Annotated in this window: 15 protein-coding genes; 7 read left to right on the top strand and 8 right to left on the bottom strand. The window is 71.3% G+C overall.

The annotated features are described in order from the left end of the window. Nucleotides 1-75: 75 nt before the first annotated feature. Nucleotides 76-570, bottom strand: coding sequence for an SUKH-4 family immunity protein (locus Cco03nite_RS03075; RefSeq protein ID WP_203688374.1), 495 nt, complete (start codon nt 568-570; stop codon nt 76-78). On the opposite strand from Cco03nite_RS03075, the gene Cco03nite_RS03070 reads away from it, so the two are divergent. The 4 genes from Cco03nite_RS03070 to Cco03nite_RS03055 all read left to right on the top strand — a co-directional run bounded on the left by Cco03nite_RS03070 (nt 559) and on the right by Cco03nite_RS03055 (nt 4,011). Continuing rightward, nucleotides 559-1,332, top strand: a complete 774-nt coding sequence (locus Cco03nite_RS03070) for a TOPRIM nucleotidyl transferase/hydrolase domain-containing protein (protein WP_203688373.1) — start codon at nt 559-561, stop codon at nt 1,330-1,332. The genes Cco03nite_RS03075 and Cco03nite_RS03070 overlap by 12 nt on opposite strands. Before the next feature lie 391 nt (nt 1,333-1,723). Next, nucleotides 1,724-2,431: a methionine ABC transporter ATP-binding protein gene (locus Cco03nite_RS03065; RefSeq protein ID WP_275412002.1), complete on the top strand. Its 708-nt coding sequence runs from the start codon at nt 1,724-1,726 to the stop codon at nt 2,429-2,431. After that, complete coding sequence (locus Cco03nite_RS03060; protein ID WP_203688371.1) at nt 2,431-3,051, top strand: methionine ABC transporter permease; 621 nt, start codon at nt 2,431-2,433, stop codon at nt 3,049-3,051. Before Cco03nite_RS03065 ends, Cco03nite_RS03060 begins: the two co-directional genes overlap by 1 nt. Before the next feature lie 153 nt (nt 3,052-3,204). Beyond that, complete coding sequence (locus Cco03nite_RS03055; protein ID WP_203688370.1) at nt 3,205-4,011, top strand: MetQ/NlpA family ABC transporter substrate-binding protein; 807 nt, start codon at nt 3,205-3,207, stop codon at nt 4,009-4,011. Nucleotides 4,012-4,058: 47 nt separating this feature from the next. On the opposite strand, the gene Cco03nite_RS03050 is transcribed toward Cco03nite_RS03055, so the two are convergent. The 3 genes from Cco03nite_RS03050 to Cco03nite_RS03040 form a co-directional block, all read right to left on the bottom strand. After that, nucleotides 4,059-4,934 (bottom strand): LLM class flavin-dependent oxidoreductase, encoded by an 876-nt coding sequence (locus Cco03nite_RS03050; protein WP_203688369.1) that lies wholly within the window; start codon nt 4,932-4,934, stop codon nt 4,059-4,061. Then, the gene (locus Cco03nite_RS03045) at nt 4,927-5,436 is read right to left on the bottom strand and encodes a hemerythrin domain-containing protein (RefSeq protein ID WP_203688368.1); all 510 of its coding nucleotides are present in this window, start codon (nt 5,434-5,436) and stop codon (nt 4,927-4,929) included. Before Cco03nite_RS03045 ends, Cco03nite_RS03050 begins: the two co-directional genes overlap by 8 nt. A 115-nt stretch (nt 5,437-5,551) precedes the next feature. Further along, on the bottom strand, nt 5,552-6,511 hold the full coding sequence (locus tag Cco03nite_RS03040; protein WP_203688367.1) for a helix-turn-helix transcriptional regulator: 960 nt from the start codon (nt 6,509-6,511) through the stop codon (nt 5,552-5,554). Nucleotides 6,512-6,574: 63 nt separating this feature from the next. Here Cco03nite_RS03040 and Cco03nite_RS03035 point away from each other — a divergent pair, with 63 nt between their 5' ends. Beyond that, entirely contained in the window at nt 6,575-8,053 is a 1,479-nt protein-coding gene (locus tag Cco03nite_RS03035) for an MFS transporter (RefSeq protein WP_203688366.1), read from the top strand. Nucleotides 8,054-8,140: 87 nt separating this feature from the next. Here the strand turns inward: Cco03nite_RS03035 and Cco03nite_RS03030 are convergent, their stop codons facing one another. Genes Cco03nite_RS03030 through Cco03nite_RS03020 form a run of 3 tightly spaced genes read right to left on the bottom strand, consistent with a single transcriptional unit; the run spans nt 8,141 to nt 12,892 of the window. Beyond that, entirely contained in the window at nt 8,141-11,617 is a 3,477-nt protein-coding gene (locus Cco03nite_RS03030) for a HEAT repeat domain-containing protein (protein ID WP_203688365.1), read from the bottom strand. Between the two features lie 35 nt (nt 11,618-11,652). Further along, nucleotides 11,653-12,636 (bottom strand): hypothetical protein, encoded by a 984-nt coding sequence (locus Cco03nite_RS03025; protein WP_203688364.1) that lies wholly within the window; start codon nt 12,634-12,636, stop codon nt 11,653-11,655. 7 nt (nt 12,637-12,643) lie between these two features. Further along, nucleotides 12,644-12,892 carry a helix-turn-helix domain-containing protein gene (locus Cco03nite_RS03020; RefSeq protein WP_203688363.1) on the bottom strand — a complete coding sequence of 83 codons (249 nt, stop codon included), beginning with the start codon at nt 12,890-12,892 and terminating at the stop codon, nt 12,644-12,646. 172 nt (nt 12,893-13,064) lie between these two features. Here Cco03nite_RS03020 and Cco03nite_RS03015 point away from each other — a divergent pair, with 172 nt between their 5' ends. Then, complete coding sequence (locus Cco03nite_RS03015; protein ID WP_203688362.1) at nt 13,065-13,787, top strand: hypothetical protein; 723 nt, start codon at nt 13,065-13,067, stop codon at nt 13,785-13,787. Nucleotides 13,788-13,915: 128 nt separating this feature from the next. Next, a complete protein-coding gene (locus tag Cco03nite_RS03010) occupies nt 13,916-14,809 on the top strand; it encodes a bifunctional helix-turn-helix transcriptional regulator/GNAT family N-acetyltransferase (RefSeq protein WP_203688361.1) in 894 nt (297 codons plus the stop codon). Between the two features lie 124 nt (nt 14,810-14,933). Here the strand turns inward: Cco03nite_RS03010 and Cco03nite_RS03005 are convergent, their stop codons facing one another. Further along, nucleotides 14,934-15,677, bottom strand: coding sequence for a hypothetical protein (locus Cco03nite_RS03005; protein ID WP_203688360.1), 744 nt, complete (start codon nt 15,675-15,677; stop codon nt 14,934-14,936). Nucleotides 15,678-15,816: the final 139 nt, after the last annotated feature.

Here is a 15,816-nt window from a genome sequence, read left to right as displayed (position 1 = left end):
GGGTCTACATCTGCCCTGACGAGTCGAGCGGCGCAAACTCATCGGTGCCCCGAGGAGAATTTCACCGTACGGCGATCAGTCGCAGTGGTCACCGCTGCGGACGTCGCTGAGGAACCAGTCCCAGAAGCGACCCGAGTCGAGCACCGTCGGGTCCAGTTCCTCGAACGCCTTGTGCACGGTATCGGCGGCGAGGCTCTCGGGGTCGTCGTAAACATCGTCGTCGTCGTAGTCCCCTCCGTGCAGCGCGAACGGATATCCGTTCTCGCACACGCCGAGAAAGGCGATGAAGGCCGACAGGCTCGTGTTGATCGTGGATCGCATCTCGTGCGCCTCTGCGTCGACCTCGCAGATCGACAGATCATCGAGGGCGAGGCAGACCAAGTCGCCCTCCCTGGAGCGGCCGAAACGCACAAGGCGCGCTCCGGACGGGATCACCAACTGCTCGGGTACGGCATCTGCAGTGAAGATGGTGATGACAGCGCGCGGAAGGTCGTGCGATGCGAGAACGTGTCGCGCCGCGGGCCCACGGGAGTTCCTTGTTATTGGGTTGTCGCCTCGGTGCGCCTGCACGACGATGGCCTCGAACCGCGAGCCGATTTCGCAGCCGAGTGTTCGACGGCCCGTGTGAGTGGCCCGACCATCACCATCCCGACGGAGCCCACCATGGATCTCGCCCAACGCCGTGAGCTGGCCCGCAGGGCGCTCGACGGATACGACAGCGGCCCTGACGCCACCACGCGGGCCCTGGCCGGCGCCCAGGCGAAAATCGACGGCGCTGCGGCCCTTGTCCTGGTGGAAGGGCTCAGCGACCAGATCGCGCTGGAGACGGCCGCTGCCGGTCTCGGCCGTGATCTCGAAGCGGAGCGCGTCGTGATCGTGCCGATCGGCGGGGCGCACGCGATCGGCCGGTTCCTGACCGAACTGGGCCCGCTGGCCGCCAAGGTACGGCTGTCGGGCCTGTGTGACGTACGCGAGGAGGAGATCTTCCGGCGCGCGCTGGTCGCCGCGGGACTCGGATCGCCGCGTACCCGCGCCGACATGGCGGGTCTCGGGTTCGAGGTGTGTGTCGACGACCTCGAGGAGGAACTGATCCGTGCCGTGGGGGCCGCGCAGGTCGAAGCGCTGTTCGAGTCACAGGGCGATCTGGGGTCGTTCCGCTCGTTGCAAAGCCAGCCGGCTTGGCGGGGCCAGGACGCCGAGCGGCAGATGTGGCGGTTCCTGCGCGCCGGCTCGCGCCGCAACCTGCGGTACGCGCGCCTGCTCACCGAGGCGGCGATGAGCCGGGACGCCCTGCCCCGGCCGCTCGCCGCGCTCGTCGGCGAGGCCGCCTGACGCGATGCTCGAACCGAGCCATGGCGGGCAGGCGGTTGCCTGCGTCACGCTGGGTAGCGTTCGACGCGGCCACCGCCCTAGGCTCTGGGGCATGTCCACGTCTTCGCGGTTCTTCGCGCGCCCGGCCCTGATGGCCGCCGGCGCCCCGCGTCGTACGTGTCGAATGTGTCGCTGACGAGGGCCATCGTCCGCTCGCGCCCCGAAGCGAGCACTTCTGCGACCGTTGCCGTCGCGACCGCACCTGCCCCGTGAGTCTCCACTCGCCTGCCGCGTCCGCGCCTGTCCGGCGTCGGCCCGCGGTTCCTTCCGGCCGTCCCGTCATGGCCGTATCTCACCCTGAGTAGTCAGTTCCCGGGAAGAGCCGTACCCAGCGATGATCGAATTGCACCGTTTGCGAAAAATCTATCCCGGCGGCGTCACCGCCCTCGACGGCGTGGACCTGCACGTCGCCCCCGGCGAGGTCTACGGCGTCGTCGGCCGCAGCGGAGCGGGCAAGAGCACCCTGCTGCGCGCCGTCAACCTGCTCGAACGACCCGACAGCGGGACCGTGCGCGTGGCGGGGCAGGACCTGACCGCGCTCGCCCCGCGCGAGCTGCGCTCCGCGCGCCGCCGCATCGGCATGATCTTCCAGCAGTTCCACCTGCTGTCCGCGCGCACCGTCGCCGGCAACGTGGCGCTGCCGCTGGAACTGGCCGGGGCGCCCCGCGCCGCACGGGCCGGCCGGGTCCGCGAGCTGCTCGACCTGGTGGGCCTCGCCGACCGGGCGGGCGAGCACCCGGGCCGGCTGTCGGGCGGGCAGCGCCAGCGGGTCGCCATCGCGCGGGCGCTGGCCACGGACCCGGCGGTGCTGCTGTGCGACGAGGCGACCAGCGCGCTCGACCCGTACACCACGGTCGAGATCCTGCAGCTGCTCCGCGACCTCAACCGGCGGCTCGGCCTGACCATCCTGCTGATCACCCACGACCTGGGTGTCGTCCAGCGGATCTGCGACCGGGCCGGGGTGCTCGAAGCGGGCCGGCTGGTCGAGTCCGGACCGGTCGCGGGGCTGCTCGGGCAGCCGGAGTCGGCCCTGTCTGCGCTGGCCCAGGCGGTGCGCTGATGATCGACCTGTTGCTGCCGGCCACCGGCGAGACCCTGCACATGGTCGGCCTGGCCACACTGTTCACCGTGCTCGCCGGGCTGCCGCTGGGCGTGCTCCTCGGCTACGGTCCGGCGCCGGTCCGGCCGGTGCTCGGCGCGATCGTGAACGTGGGGCGGTCGGTGCCGTTCATCATCTTGATGATCGCGGTCATCCCGCTCACCCGGGCCCTGCTGGGCACCTCGATCGGCACGGCCGCCGCGGTGGTGCCGCTGACCGTCGGCGCGATCCCGTTCTTCGCCCGGCTCGTCGAGGGCGCGCTGCGCGACGTCGACCCGGGCCTGACCGAGGCCGGGCACGCGTTCGGCGCGACCCGGACGCAGATCGTCGCCCGCGTACTGCTGCCGGAGGCGCTGCCCGCCCTGGTCCGCGGCCTGACCGTGACCGCGGTCGCGCTCGTCGGCTACTCGGCGATGGCCGGTGTGATCGGCGGCGGCGGGCTCGGCTACCTCGCCATCCGCTACGGCTACCAGCGCTTCGAGACCGACGTCATGCTCGCCACCGTCGCCGTGCTCGTCGCCCTGGTCCAGCTGGTCCAGCTCACCGGCGACCGCCTGGCCCGCCGCCTCGACCGCCGCTGACCACCACGCCCCGCCTTACGTCGACGTTGGCCTATCCCATCGAATCCGAGGCGCGTTTTTTCGACGAGATAGGCCACCGTCGCTGGAAAACCACCAACCACGCCCGCCGGGGTCCACCACGGGCCGCCCCACCACACCCACAGGAGAACGATCATGAACCGTCGTGCCCTCGTCGCCGCACCGCTCGCCCTGCTCGCCGGGCTCGCCCTCGCCGCCTGCGGCACCCCGGCCGCCGACAAACCCGCCGACACCCTCGTCGTCGGCGCCAGCTCCGCCCCGCACGCCCAGATCCTGGCCGAAGCCGCCAGACTCGTCCCCGACCTGAAACTACAGGTCAAGGAGTTCGACGACTACGTACAACCGAACCTCGCCACCGAGAGCGGCGAGCTGGACGCCAACTACTTCCAGCACCAGGCCTACCTGGACGACTTCGCCGCCAGCAACCCCGTTCACCTGGTCGCCGTCGCGCCGGTGCACATCGAGCCGCTCGGGGCGTACTCGAAGAAGGTGAAGTCCCTCGCGGACCTGCCGCTGGGCGCCGACGTGGCGATCCCCGCCGACGCCACCAACGGCGGGCGGGCGCTCGCGCTGCTGGCCGGGCAGGGCCTGATCACGCTGAAGGACGGCGCGGGCGTCAAGGCCACCGAGCGCGACATCGCCGCCAACCCGAAGCAGCTGCAGATCACCGCGCTGGAGGCCGCGCAGCTGCCGCGCTCGCTCGACGACGTCGACCTCGCGGTCATCAACGGCAACTTCGCCCTGCAGGCCGGGCTCAAGCCGGCCGGCGACGCGCTGGCGCTGGAGGCCGCGAAGGACAATCCGTACGCGAACCTGCTGGTGGTCAAGCAGGGCCACGAGAACGACCCGCGCATCCAGCGGCTGGCGCAGGTGCTGGCCTCGCCGGAGATCAAGAAGTTCATCGAGTCCACGTACGACGGTGCGGTCATCCCCGCCTCGTGAGCCCGTCGGCGGCACGGCCAGGCGGGGCCGTGCCGCCGACGCCCCGGTCAGGCGGTGAGTTCGCGCACCCGGGGCACGACCTCCTGCGCGAACCGCCGGAGCTGGTCCAGCTCCGACGTCACCGGCCAGAAGACGAAGGTGTCGAAGCGCAGCCCGTCGGCCCAGCCGGCGAGGGTCTGCGCCCACGTCTCGGCGTCGCCGAACAGGCCCTTCCCGCGCCGCGAGCCGCCGATCATGCCGAGCACGTTGTAGAGGCGGCGCACCTGCGCCGGGTCCCGGCCGGCCCGCGCCGCCGCCTGGTCGATCAGCTTCTGCTTGGCGGGGACCTCGCCGGGCGGCACGTACACGTTCAGCGGGCTGATCCAGCCGTCGGCCAGCTCGCCGATGAGGCCGAGCATGCGCGGGCCCTGCGCGCCCACCCAGACCGGCACCCGGTGCGGTGTGGCGGGTCCGGGCTCGTACCCGCCGACGCTGTGGTGGCGGCCGTCCATCGCGATCGGCCCGTCGGCGTCGAGCGCCGCCCGCAGCAGCCGCAGGGCCTCGGCGGTGAACTCGACGGCCGCGCGGCCGCGTACCGCGTTGCCGCCCATCGCCGCGACCGCGTCCGGGAAACCGCCCGAGCCGACGCCCAGCTCGAACCGGCCGCCGGTCAGCACGTCCAGCGACGCCGCGGCCTTGGCCAGCATCGGCACCGGCCGCAGCGCCATGTCGGCGACATCGGTGAGCAGGCGCACCCGGCTGGTACGCGCGCCGAGGTGCGCCAGCGCCGCCATGGTGTCCAGGTGCCCCGGCTGGTACGGGTGGTCCTGTACCGCGATCAGGTCCAGCCCCGCCTCGTCGGCGGCCTGCGCCAGGGCGGTCATGCCGGCCACGTCGCCCGCGGACGGGGTGACCGCGAGCCCGAACCGCAGTCCGTCAGCCATGGAAAGGCCACCTCTTCCAGGTCTTGAGCACGGGCTCCAGCGCGTCCTCCTCGAACGCCAGGTGTTCGAGCAGGTGGTCGGAGAGCGTGCGCAGCGCTTCCACCAGCTTCGCGCGGATCTCCGCGTCGCCGCCGCCCAACGCGCGAGCTGCTCCCTCAACCTGGTCGAGCAGGTCGGAGACCTTCCGGTGGTCGGACTCCAGCCGGTCGACGGTCTGGCGCAGCTGCGGCGCGGCCTTGCGTACCGCGGGGAACAGCATCGCCGATTCGAGGTGGTGATGATGGTGCACGAACTGGCAGTAGCTCAGGCAGTTGACCTTGAGCTGGAACAGCGCGCCGTTGCTCTGCAGCCCGCGCACGCCCTCCTGGAGCGCGGCGGCCGGCGCACCGGCCGCGGCCTGGTCGGCCAGCCGCCGCACCATGGCCAGGTCGCGCCGCACCATGTCGTGGATCGCCCGCAGCTCGCCCAGCAGGGGATTGTCCATCGTTCGTTGTCTCGTCATCGCACGTCTCAATCGCCAGGGGTGACGCCGCAGTGATCACGGCGCTCCCCCAGCCTGGCCGCCGACGCCCGTCGCGAGCAAACCCCAGGTTAGTCACTTACTATGTGTTAGTGCGTCAGCCGGCTGCCCGGCGGTAGCGTTCGGCCAGCCGGCGCAGCGCCGCCGACAGCTCAGGGGCGTCCTGGACCGTGAAGTCCGCGTCGAGCAGGCCGACCCACATCGCCATCGACTCGGCGGTGTCCGCGCCGGTCGTCACCGCGCAGGTCTGCTCGTCGATCACCTCGACCGAGCCGGCCGTGGCGGGCAGCCGCTGCGCGATCACCTCCGCGGGCGCGTGCACGACGATCCTGGCCCGGTAGTGCCAGGTCGCGGTGGACACGCCCCGCGACACGTACGCGGCGAGGTCCTCGGCGGGCAGCGGCCGCGGCGCGAACCGCGGACCGCCGGGGGTACGCGGCTCGATCCGGTCGACGCGGAACGTGCGCCAGTCGCCGCGCTGGGCGTCGTAGGCGACGAGGTACCACTTGCGACCCCAGTTGACCAGCCGGTACGGCTCGACGTCGCGCAGCGTCGCGGTGCCGTCGTGGGCGCGGTAGTCGAACCGGACGCGCTCGTGGTCACGGCACGCCGCCGCGAGCGTGGTCAGCACCTGCGGGTCGACCTCCGGCCCGCGACGGCGCGCCGGAACCGCCACTGTGTACGTCTGCAGCGCGTTCACCCGCCGCCGCAGCCGCACCGGCAGCACCTGCTCCACCTTGGCCAGCGCCCGCAGCGACGTGTCCTCCACGCCCGCGATCGACCCCGCGGCCGCGGTACGCAGTCCGACCGCGACGGCGACGGCCTCCTCGTCGTCGAGCAGCAGTGGCGGCAGGTTCGCTCCCGCGCCGAGGCGATAGCCGCCGACCGCACCCCGGGTCGCATGCACCGGATAGCCGAGGTTGCGCAGCCGCTCCACGTCGTTGCGCACGGTCCGGGTGCTGACGTCGAGGCGGTCGGCGAGTTCGGTGCCGCTCCACTCGCGCGGGGTCTGCAGGAGCGACAGCAGTTTCAGCAGGCGTGCGGATGTCTCCAACATGTTCTCGATGATGCCAGGCTATTAGGAACGAACTGTTCCTAATAGCCTGGCAGGGTCATCGGCATGGAGAACATCAGTAACGGCCGCCGCTGGCTCGGCCTCATGGCGATCCTCGCCGCGACCCTCATGAACCTGCTCGACTCGACCGTGGTCAACGTGGCCGCCCCCTCGATCCTGGCCGACCTGCACGGCACCTACGGCGACCTGCAGTGGATCGCCGCCGGATACACCCTCGCGCTGGCCGTCGGCCTGCTGGTCGGCGGGCGGCTCGGCGACATGTTCGGCCGCCGCCGGGTCCTGCTGGTCGGCGTCGTCGGCTTCGTGGCCGCCTCGGCGCTGTGCGCGGCCGCCTGGTCCCCGGAGTCGCTGATCGGCGCCCGGGTCGTGCAGGGCCTGTTCGGCGCCGTCATGATCCCGCAGGGTTTCGGCCTGATCCGCGACCTGTTCGGCGCCGCCGACATCGGCAAGGCCTTCGGGGTGTTCGGCCCGGCCATCGGCCTGTCCACGATCCTCGGGCCGGTGGTGTCCGGGGTGCTCGTCGACGCCGACGTGTTCGGCACGGGCTGGCGCATGGTGTTCGCGATCAACCTGCCGCTCGGACTGTTCGCGCTGATCGCAGGCCTGCGTACGCTGCCGGCGGGGATCAGCCCGGCACGCGTCCGGCGGCTGGACACCCTCGGCGCGCTGCTCGCCGGCGCGGGCATGTTCCTGCTGGTCTTCCCGCTGGTGCAGGGGCGCGAGCACGGCTGGCCCGCGTGGACCTGGGTCATGCTGGCCGCCTCGGCCGTGGTGCTCGGCGTGTTCACCGCCTACCAGCGCCGCCGCAAGGCCTCCGGGCGTACGCCGCTGGTCGAGCTGAGCGTGTTCGCGAAGCGCTCGTACACCTCGGGCACGCTGTTCGTGCTGGTGTTCTTCGGCGCGATCGTCGGCTTCTCGCTGGCCGTCGGGCTGTTCCTGCAGCTCGGCCTCGGGTACAGCCCGGTGCGGGCAAGCGTGACCATGGCCGCGTGGGCGATCGGCGCATTCCTCGGTTCGGGCTTCAGCGCCGGTGCGATGGCGAAACTCGGCCGCCGCATCCTGCACCTGGGCCTGGCCCTGATGACCGTCGGCCTGATCCTGCTCTACGCGATGTTCTCGGCGCACGGCACCGGCATCGGCGGCTGGAGCCTCGCGCTGCCGCTGTTCGCGTACGGCCTGGGGATGGGCATGATCTTCGTGCCGCTGTTCGATGTGATCATGGGCGACATCGCCGACCACGAGGTCGGTTCCGCCTCGGGCATCCTGGAGTCGATCCAGCAGCTCGGGTCGTCGCTGGGCATCGCCGCGCTGGGCACGGTGTTCTTCACCGCGGCCGGGGTCACCGGGCAGGCGGCCGGGTTCCTGCACGCCTCGCAGCGGGTAACCGTGGTCACGATCGGCCTGACGGTGCTCGCCTTCGGCCTGGCCTTCCTGCTCCCCCGCCGGATACGCGGCCACCAGCCGGCGGCCCTCGCCGAGCCGACGGAAGCAGGCACGCCCGCCCGGGAGCCCGCGCTGGTGTGACGTGCTCGTGACGCAGGATCTCCGCCATGCCAGTCGGCGGAGATCCTGCCATTGCGCCCCACCATGGTCCACGTCCCCGGCCGGTACTCAGGCGAAGTAGTCCTCGATCCTGGTGCGCGGCTTGGGCGCGCTTTGCCTGGTCGCCTCGGACACGATCTGAAACGGGCTCTGGCGGGCGAGATGCGCCAGCGGCAGGCTCCCGGGCTCATCGGGCCAGCCGGCAACGATGATCGACGCGGCCAGTTGGCGCAGCGACCAATCCTCGTCCTGGGACGCCAACCTGTGCAGTAACGGTAACGTGCCTTCGTCGTCTCTCCACCGGGCCACGATCGCGTCGACCGCGGCCCGTCGGAGCGCAGACATATTGAATGCACTGGTATCCGCCACCATCTGATGCAGGAGCGCCAAGGTGTCCGGCCCGGCTTGCGGGTCCGCTGCGACTGCCTCCAGCGCCGCCGCGCGCACCCATGGGTCCGGGTCACTCGACAGGATCTCCCGCATGTAGGGCAACGTGTTGGCATCGCCTCGCCAGCTCACTGCGATCGCCTCGACCGCCGCGCGGCGCACCAACGTGTTCCCGTCCTCCGCTGCCCACCGATACAGCAGCCGCAGCGCGGCATCATGACCATGCCAGTGCTGCCGAAGCGACGAAACCACCGCCGCCCGCACCAGTTCATCCACGTCGTGACAACCACGATCTGCCACGAACTCGAAGGTTTCCGGTACCGCTCGCCAATGTTGCGCCACTTCACGCAGCGCCATCTGCCGGATGAAGGGGTCAGAGTCGGCTAGGGCCCGGTCCCGCAACAGTGCCAACGTCTCCGCTGCCTCCCGATTTGTCCACGAGACCACTGACATCGCGGCTAGGCGCACCTTCCGCTCCGGGTCGTTCAGCGCCGCATCATGCAGGGTCGCGATGGTTTCGGCGGCCACCGGTCGGCCCTGCCCGAGGGCGTGGATGGCCGCCTGCCGGACGCCCACGTCGGGATCGTGCCATGCCAGCTCCTGCAGCAGCGGCGACACAGCGGCATCCGCAGGCCAGCCGATACCCAGGGCCGACACCGCCGCTTTGCGCAGCTCGGAGTGATCAGCGGATTGCGCGAGTTCGCGCAGCAACACCGATCCGGCCGGATCTGCGGGCGTGCACCGCGCCATCGCATGGACCGCCGCCTCACGCACGCCAACCTCGTGGTCGTTTGCGGCGAGCTCGCGGAGCATCCGAGACACGCCGGAGTCGCCACGCCAGGTGGTGCCGAGCGCCGACACCGCCGCACGGCGCACCACCGGCTCGCCCTCGGCAAGCACGAGTTGGCACAACAGGGTCCGCGTGTCATCCGTTCTCGCGCGGTAAGCCAGCTGTGCTATCGCCGCTTGCCGGACGTCTGCGGGAAGGTGCCCGGTGGCGAGTTCGACAAGGTTGTCGGTCGAACAGCCCGCCGGCTGGACGGCGTTGGCGAGTTCGGCCGCAACCGCAGCGACCGAGCCGAGGTCGGCCCTGTTCTGCTCGTACCACGACAGATAGCCGTCCCGGCCGGGTAGCGCCGAGCCGAAACCCGCGAGAACAGGCACGACGGCCCGGTAAAGCACAGACGCCAGGTCGCTGACGAACACCCACCGGGATTCAGCCAGTCGGGCGACCTCCAACGCGTGTATGACTCCCTTGAGAATCGCAGGACCGGCCATGGTGAGACGCCCCGGTTTGCGGACCTCCGCCACGCACCGCACCGCCAGCACCAGGTGCTTCGGTTCGGCATCCAGATCGGTGCCCCAGTGCGGGTCTTGGGCGAGCAGGGCCAGGATGCACCGTTCAGCCGTGGCCTCGCCGAGCATCCCGGTGACCAGCAGCAGTACTTCCTGCCAGGCCGGATCTTTCCACCGCCGGACATATACCCGCTCGACGAGCTGGTCCTCGGTGAGCTCCCGGGTGCGGTGGAACCGGTCCACGATGTCGGCGGCGGCGAGGTACTCCAGAAACGAGCGGTGCACGAAGCCGTACACGTTGCCGCCGAAGCGGCTCAGGATGAAGTTCCGGTCCCGGAACTGCTGGATCATCGACACGGCCGCCTGCTTGGCTTTGTCGAGGGGCACATGGCCCGGGTCGCGCTCGCGCAGGAAGTCGGCGAACTCCGTGGTCAGGTCGTGCCCGCTGATGAAGTTGCCCGACAGCCCCGCCGGGCTGTCCTGCATCCGCCTGGCGACCAGCCGGAGCAGTTCCAGCTTGTCGGTGGCGTCCAGGTAGGGAAGGTTCGCCGACGGCAGCTCCCGGTTCAGGAACTTGCTCGGGTCCCAGTGCTCCACCATCACCGTCACCGCGTGCTCGAACACGCTGCTGCGGTCACGGGGCAGGGCCCGGCGACGTCCGATGATGGCCAGGATCGTCAGCAGCATCGGGTTGCCGGCGATCTCTGCCACCGCATTCGAGTCGCCGATCGCCCTGAGCAGCCGGGCCGACAACTGCTCGCCCTGCGTCGGTTCGTCTCGGCAGGTCACCTGATACCAGCGGGTCACGAAGTCGCGGATCTGCCGCTGGTCGAGATCCTGGAGCTTGGCCTTGGCGAACCCGGCCGCTCTGAGGTCGTCGCCCTGGTAGCCGACGGGCCGGGAAGTGACCACGACCCGGGCCCGCGGGTGCGCGTCGGCGAAGCCGACGATGTGCCGCTCCACCAGGTCGCGGAGCCCGGGTTCGAACACCTCGTCGAGCCCGTCGAAGAAGACCACCGCCCGGCCGTCGTCGCGCAGGTGGTCCATCAGCTCGTCCGGGGGCAGCCCCGTCCCCTCGGCGTGGCGCTGCTGCCAGTACCTGCCGAACGCGTCGACCGGGTCGGCGTTCAGCACTCGCGAGAACGACCGCAGCTCGACGATCAGCGGCAGCCACCCGACGAGCGGGGCCAGCGGATCCGTGGGCTGCACCTGCCCACTGAGCGTGTAGACGACATACCTCGCGAGGGTCGACTTGCCCGCGCCTGGGTCCCCCAGCAGGACCAGCCGGACGCCCTCACCGGCGAGCAGTTCCAGCACCGGGACGGGCGGGCGCTGGGTGTACGCCTTGCGCACCTCCGCCAGCAGGTTCTGGTCCACGTCGGGCGGCAGGTCGCGGAGTTCCTGCAGGTCGTCCTGGGCCAGGCGCAGCATCAGCTCGCGGGGCAGCTCCACCGCCGGCGGGTCGGTCTTCACGAGCTGGCCGACGAAGATCTCCCCGATCCGCAGCGGCGGGTGTTCGTCCTGCTCCGACAGCGGCGTGAGCACCTCAAGGTCGATGCTCTGGTAGCGCCTGCGGATGGCCGTCCCGTAGGTCTGGCGGGCCGCCTCCCAGCCGGCGAGCCGGCCGGCCGAGCCGGCCTCATCGTCGTGCGCCTCACGACCCCGGCGCAGCAGCCAGCCGATCGCCCCCACGGCGACGCCCACCATGGCCGTCAGGCCGCCCGCAACGCTCATCCAGCTGTCGGCATCGCCGAGCGTCTGCCCGACGAGGAACATCACGAGCCGGAACATCAGGATGGACACTCCGACGATCACGAGTGCCGCTGCGGCATACCACCAGGTCGACCGGGCCTTGAGTCGCATTTGGACATCATGCGGCAGATCCCGGCGGACCCGCATCACCCCATCGATTGGTCCGCATGCCCCGTCCGACCAGGCCGCACACCGCCGGTGCGAGATCCGCTGCGAAGGTTCCGGCGGCGCAGGCGCTCCCGCACCCAGTCGGCCCCATCCTCGAACCGATAAACCCAGCGCCACCACAGATACCACCGCAGGGTTCCCGGCAGGTGGTGCCGCCACAACCACCAGGGCAGTTCACGGTGCGGCACGTAGCTCCACAGGTCGTCGTCGGCGGTGTTGCCGCGCGGCTGCTGTCGCAGCAGTTCCAGGCAGCGGGCGTCGGTGACGCCGTGCAGGCGGCCGGTGTGCCCGAGCGCCAGCACGGCCTGGCGGCACAGTTCGCGGTCACCGGCGGCCATGGCGGCTGCGAGCACGTCGGCGATGCGGGGCAGGATCTGCCGGGCGTCGGGATGGGTCAGCGACAGCCCGATCACGGCCACCCCGAGCAGCCGCTCGCCGCGTTGCAGGGCCTCGTCGATCTCCTCGGGCCGGTCGGTGCCCATCAACGCCGAATCGTCGTCCCAGTTCAAGCCCTCGCCGCTGCGCGCACGGCCGAGCAGATAAGTTTCTCGGCCTTCGGCGATCCATGCGGCGCCGTGGCCGTCCGGATCGGCGGCCACCTGGGCGAGCCGATCGTCGGCGTACGTTTCGGCGAGCTGTCCCAGCATCCGGTCCCGTTCAACGGCGGCCATGGTGAACGCCCAGCTGACAGCCGCGTACCACCAGAACTCGGGGTCCTCGCCCCAGCCCGCGACGATCAGTCCGGCCAGCTCGACGAACTCGGGCGAGCCCGCCGCCCAGTTGTCGAGCAGGACGAACTCCCCGGCTTCGCGCCTGAGGTCGCAGCGACGCAGGAACACCAGGCGTTTCGCGGCCGCAGCGTCGATCCAGCCGTCGAGGTAACCGGCCGCGACGTCACGCGGATTGACCGCGGCTATGAAACAGATGTGGTCGGCGGGAATCGGGAACGGAGCCGGGTTCATTCGGCTCTCATACGGGCAGCGCGAGTTCCGCGGCGAGCGTGTTGAGGTCGAGGTCCAGCACGTTGGCCAGGGCGGCGACGGTGAAGAACGCCGGTGTGGCGATCACGCCCTGCTCGATCTTGCGCAGGGTGTCGAGGGAGATGCCGGCCAGCAGGGCGACCTCGGCCGCGCTGCGGTTGCCGCGCGCCTGCTGCAGCGTACGGCCCAGGGCGAGCCCGCGCCGGCGCTCGTCCTCGGTCAGTGGGGTACGCACCATGGCACCGATTCTAATCCCGGCGCGGGAACACCAGGCAGGGCCGCATTGACGTCCCAAGTGATTTTGCGGTATGCCGTTCGTGCAGTACCTTGGCGCGAACAATTCTCACGGCCAGAGCCGACGCGCGCGACGGGGACGCACGCCGGCGGCGTCAGGCATGGAGGCCGCACGCATGACCACATATACCGTCACCATCACGCCTGACGACCCGGCACAGGCCGTCACGACGATCCGGCTGGACCTCGACGGCGAGGTGGCCACGGTCCGCGAGCTGCGCCTGTCCCCCGGCTCCGGCGGCAGCCTGGTGCCCGGCGACCTGCCCGTGCTCGACCTGAACCAGCTCGTCACCGCGGTGCTCGCGGCGACGTCGGGAAGCACCCCGGCCGCCGCACCGGCCAAGCCGGCCCCGAGCACCCTGGCCGTGCCCGCGTCGGCACCCGGCGAGCTGGAGATGCAGGCCCCCGCTGCGGTCGAACCCGTCGCCGCGAAGCCGGCAGCCCGCAAGCGCACCGCGGCCAAGCCGGCCGCGCCCGTCGCGGCGAAGGCGGCCGTGGTGAAGCCTGCCAAGGCCGACGCGCGCAAGCCTGCCGCGTCCAAGGCAGGTGCGGCGAAGGCGGTGCGCGCCAAGGCGTCCGCGCGCAGCACCGCGGCCGCGGTGCGGGAGAAGAAGGCGTCCCCGGCGAAGGCGACGGCGAAGAAGGCCGCGTCGTCCACTCCGGACAGCGGCCGCCCGAGCGCGGGCAGCCGCAGCTACCGCAAGCTGCCCGAGGACTTCGAGCAGGTGCTGCGCCAGGCCGGCGACAGCGCGAGCGTCATCGCCGACCACTACGACGTGCCCCGGCACACCGCGTACGGCTGGATCCGCACGGCCCGCAAGAAGGCCGCCACGGCCTGACCGGGCGCGGGTCATGGGCGACGGCATCGGACAAGGCGGTTCCGTCGCCCGGCCGGGTCGGCACAGTCGCGCCCGCTGTCCGCCGTCGACGGTGGCGCGCGCCGGATTGCTTGACTAAAGTCAGGTATATGGGCGAGCGCCTGGTGGACACCGTCCGCCGCTTCAACCGGACCGTCACGCAGCGCGTCGGCGCGCTCGACGACGGCTACCTGACCCGCGACCGGCCGCTGGCGCAGGCGCGCCTGCTCTGGGAAGTCGGACCCGCCGGAGCCGAGATCGCCGCCCTGCGCACCCGGCTCGGCCTCGACGCCGGACACCTGAGCCGGCTGCTGCGCACCCTCGAAGGCGACGGCTTGATCACGGTGAACTCCGCCCCCGGGGACGGCCGGGTACGCGTCGCACAGCTCACCTCCGCAGGCCGGGCCGAGTGGGACGTGCTCGACCGGCTGTCGGACGAGCTGGCCTGGTCGATCCTCGAACCGCTCAGCGACAGCCAGCGCACCCGCCTGGCCGCCGCGATGACCGAGGTCGAACGGCTGCTCATGGCCTCACTGGTGGAGCTGCGGGACTGCCATCCCGGCGAACCGGCGGCGCGGGCGTGCCTGCGCGCGTACACGCGGGAGCTGGCGCAGCGATTCGAGGACGGCTTCGACCCGGGTGTCGGCGACGACGACCTGGTGCCGCCGACCGGGCTGTTCCTGGTCGCCACGCTGTCCGGCGAGCCGGTCGGCTGCGGCGGGCTGCGCCTGGTCCCCGGCGAGCCCGCGGAGATCAAGCGGGTGTGGGTGTCGCCGTCGGTACGCGGGCTCGGCCTGGGCCGCCGGATCGTGCGCGAACTGGAACGCCGGGCGGCGGACGCCGGGGCCGACCTCGTGCGGCTGGACACCAACGACAGCCTCACCGAGGCGATCCAGCTCTACCGCAGCTCCGGCTACCACGAGATCCCGGCATACAACGACAACCCGTACGCCCGCCACTGGTTCGCCAAACCGCTGATCAAGGACGACGCCTCGGGCCGGTGAGGGCCCGGCCTTCACACGCTGCTGGGGCGGGCCGGGTCGAACACCTCGCTCACGTCGATCCGGCTAAACGCCTGGAGCAGCGCGTCAGTGCCGGCTTGTCATGCCCCAGGCGTGCGAAGGTGCACTAGTCCCAGCTGAAGTCGAAGCTGCCCGCCTCCACCCGGCCGGTGAACTCCGCGACGCTGTTCGCCTGCACGAGCGCGTCCGCCCAGCCCTCGCTCGCGTACGCATCGACGAGCAGGACCGGCGGGTCGTCTTTGCGCAGGTCTATGGCAAGGTGCTCGCGGGAGCCGTTCCCGCCGATGATCGCGATGCCCGGGTGTGCGCCCACGGCGTCCTCGCCCCACGCCTCGGCCAGCTCGATGCCTTCACGGGGCGGGTAGAGCCAGAGATAGCAGCCGGTCGGCTGCCAACCGCGCCTGAACCATGCCGAGCGCTGCAGGTACCCGCGCCATGCCGACGGCAGAGCCGCGGCCCGGGCGTCCGCGAACTCCCGATCGTCCAGGGCGGCGCGGTACTCGGCCTGCTCGATGATCACACTCACGAGGTTCTCGTTGAGGCCGGCGACCTCCGCCTCCGGCAGGCTGTACCAGGCATCGCTTCCTGATCCGATGCGGTGGCCCAGGCAGTGCTCGACGAACGCCGACCGCACCTCGAACGAGGTGACGTAGCCGACTCCGGCCGTCGCGGCCAGGGAGGTCCGCGCGACGAGTTCAGCCGGCCGGCGCTCGAGGTGCACCTCGAAGGGCCGATCCGCGAAGGATGCCGGCCAGGCCCGCCAGCCGGCCGTTGCCACGAGATCGAGCTCCGCCTGAGCCGTGGCGCGCCACAGTGTGATCGTGCCGCCGCTGCCAGAGCCTTGATCCATGGGCGGCAGCCTAGTTCGAAGGCCCGCGACGGTGGCGACGCCGGGTCCGGCTGCCGCTCACCTCGTCGCTCAGCGAGTGACCTGCCTCACCGAACGTCACAAACCGCCGGACGCGCGGTGTCTTGAGGCCGCACCTTGG

It is taken from the genome of Catellatospora coxensis, assembly GCF_016862635.1.
Classification (GTDB): Bacteria; Actinomycetota; Actinomycetes; order Mycobacteriales; family Micromonosporaceae; genus Catellatospora; species Catellatospora coxensis.
The sequence above is the reverse complement of the archived record's forward strand: the minus strand, read 5'-3'. Positions and strand labels throughout refer to the sequence as shown.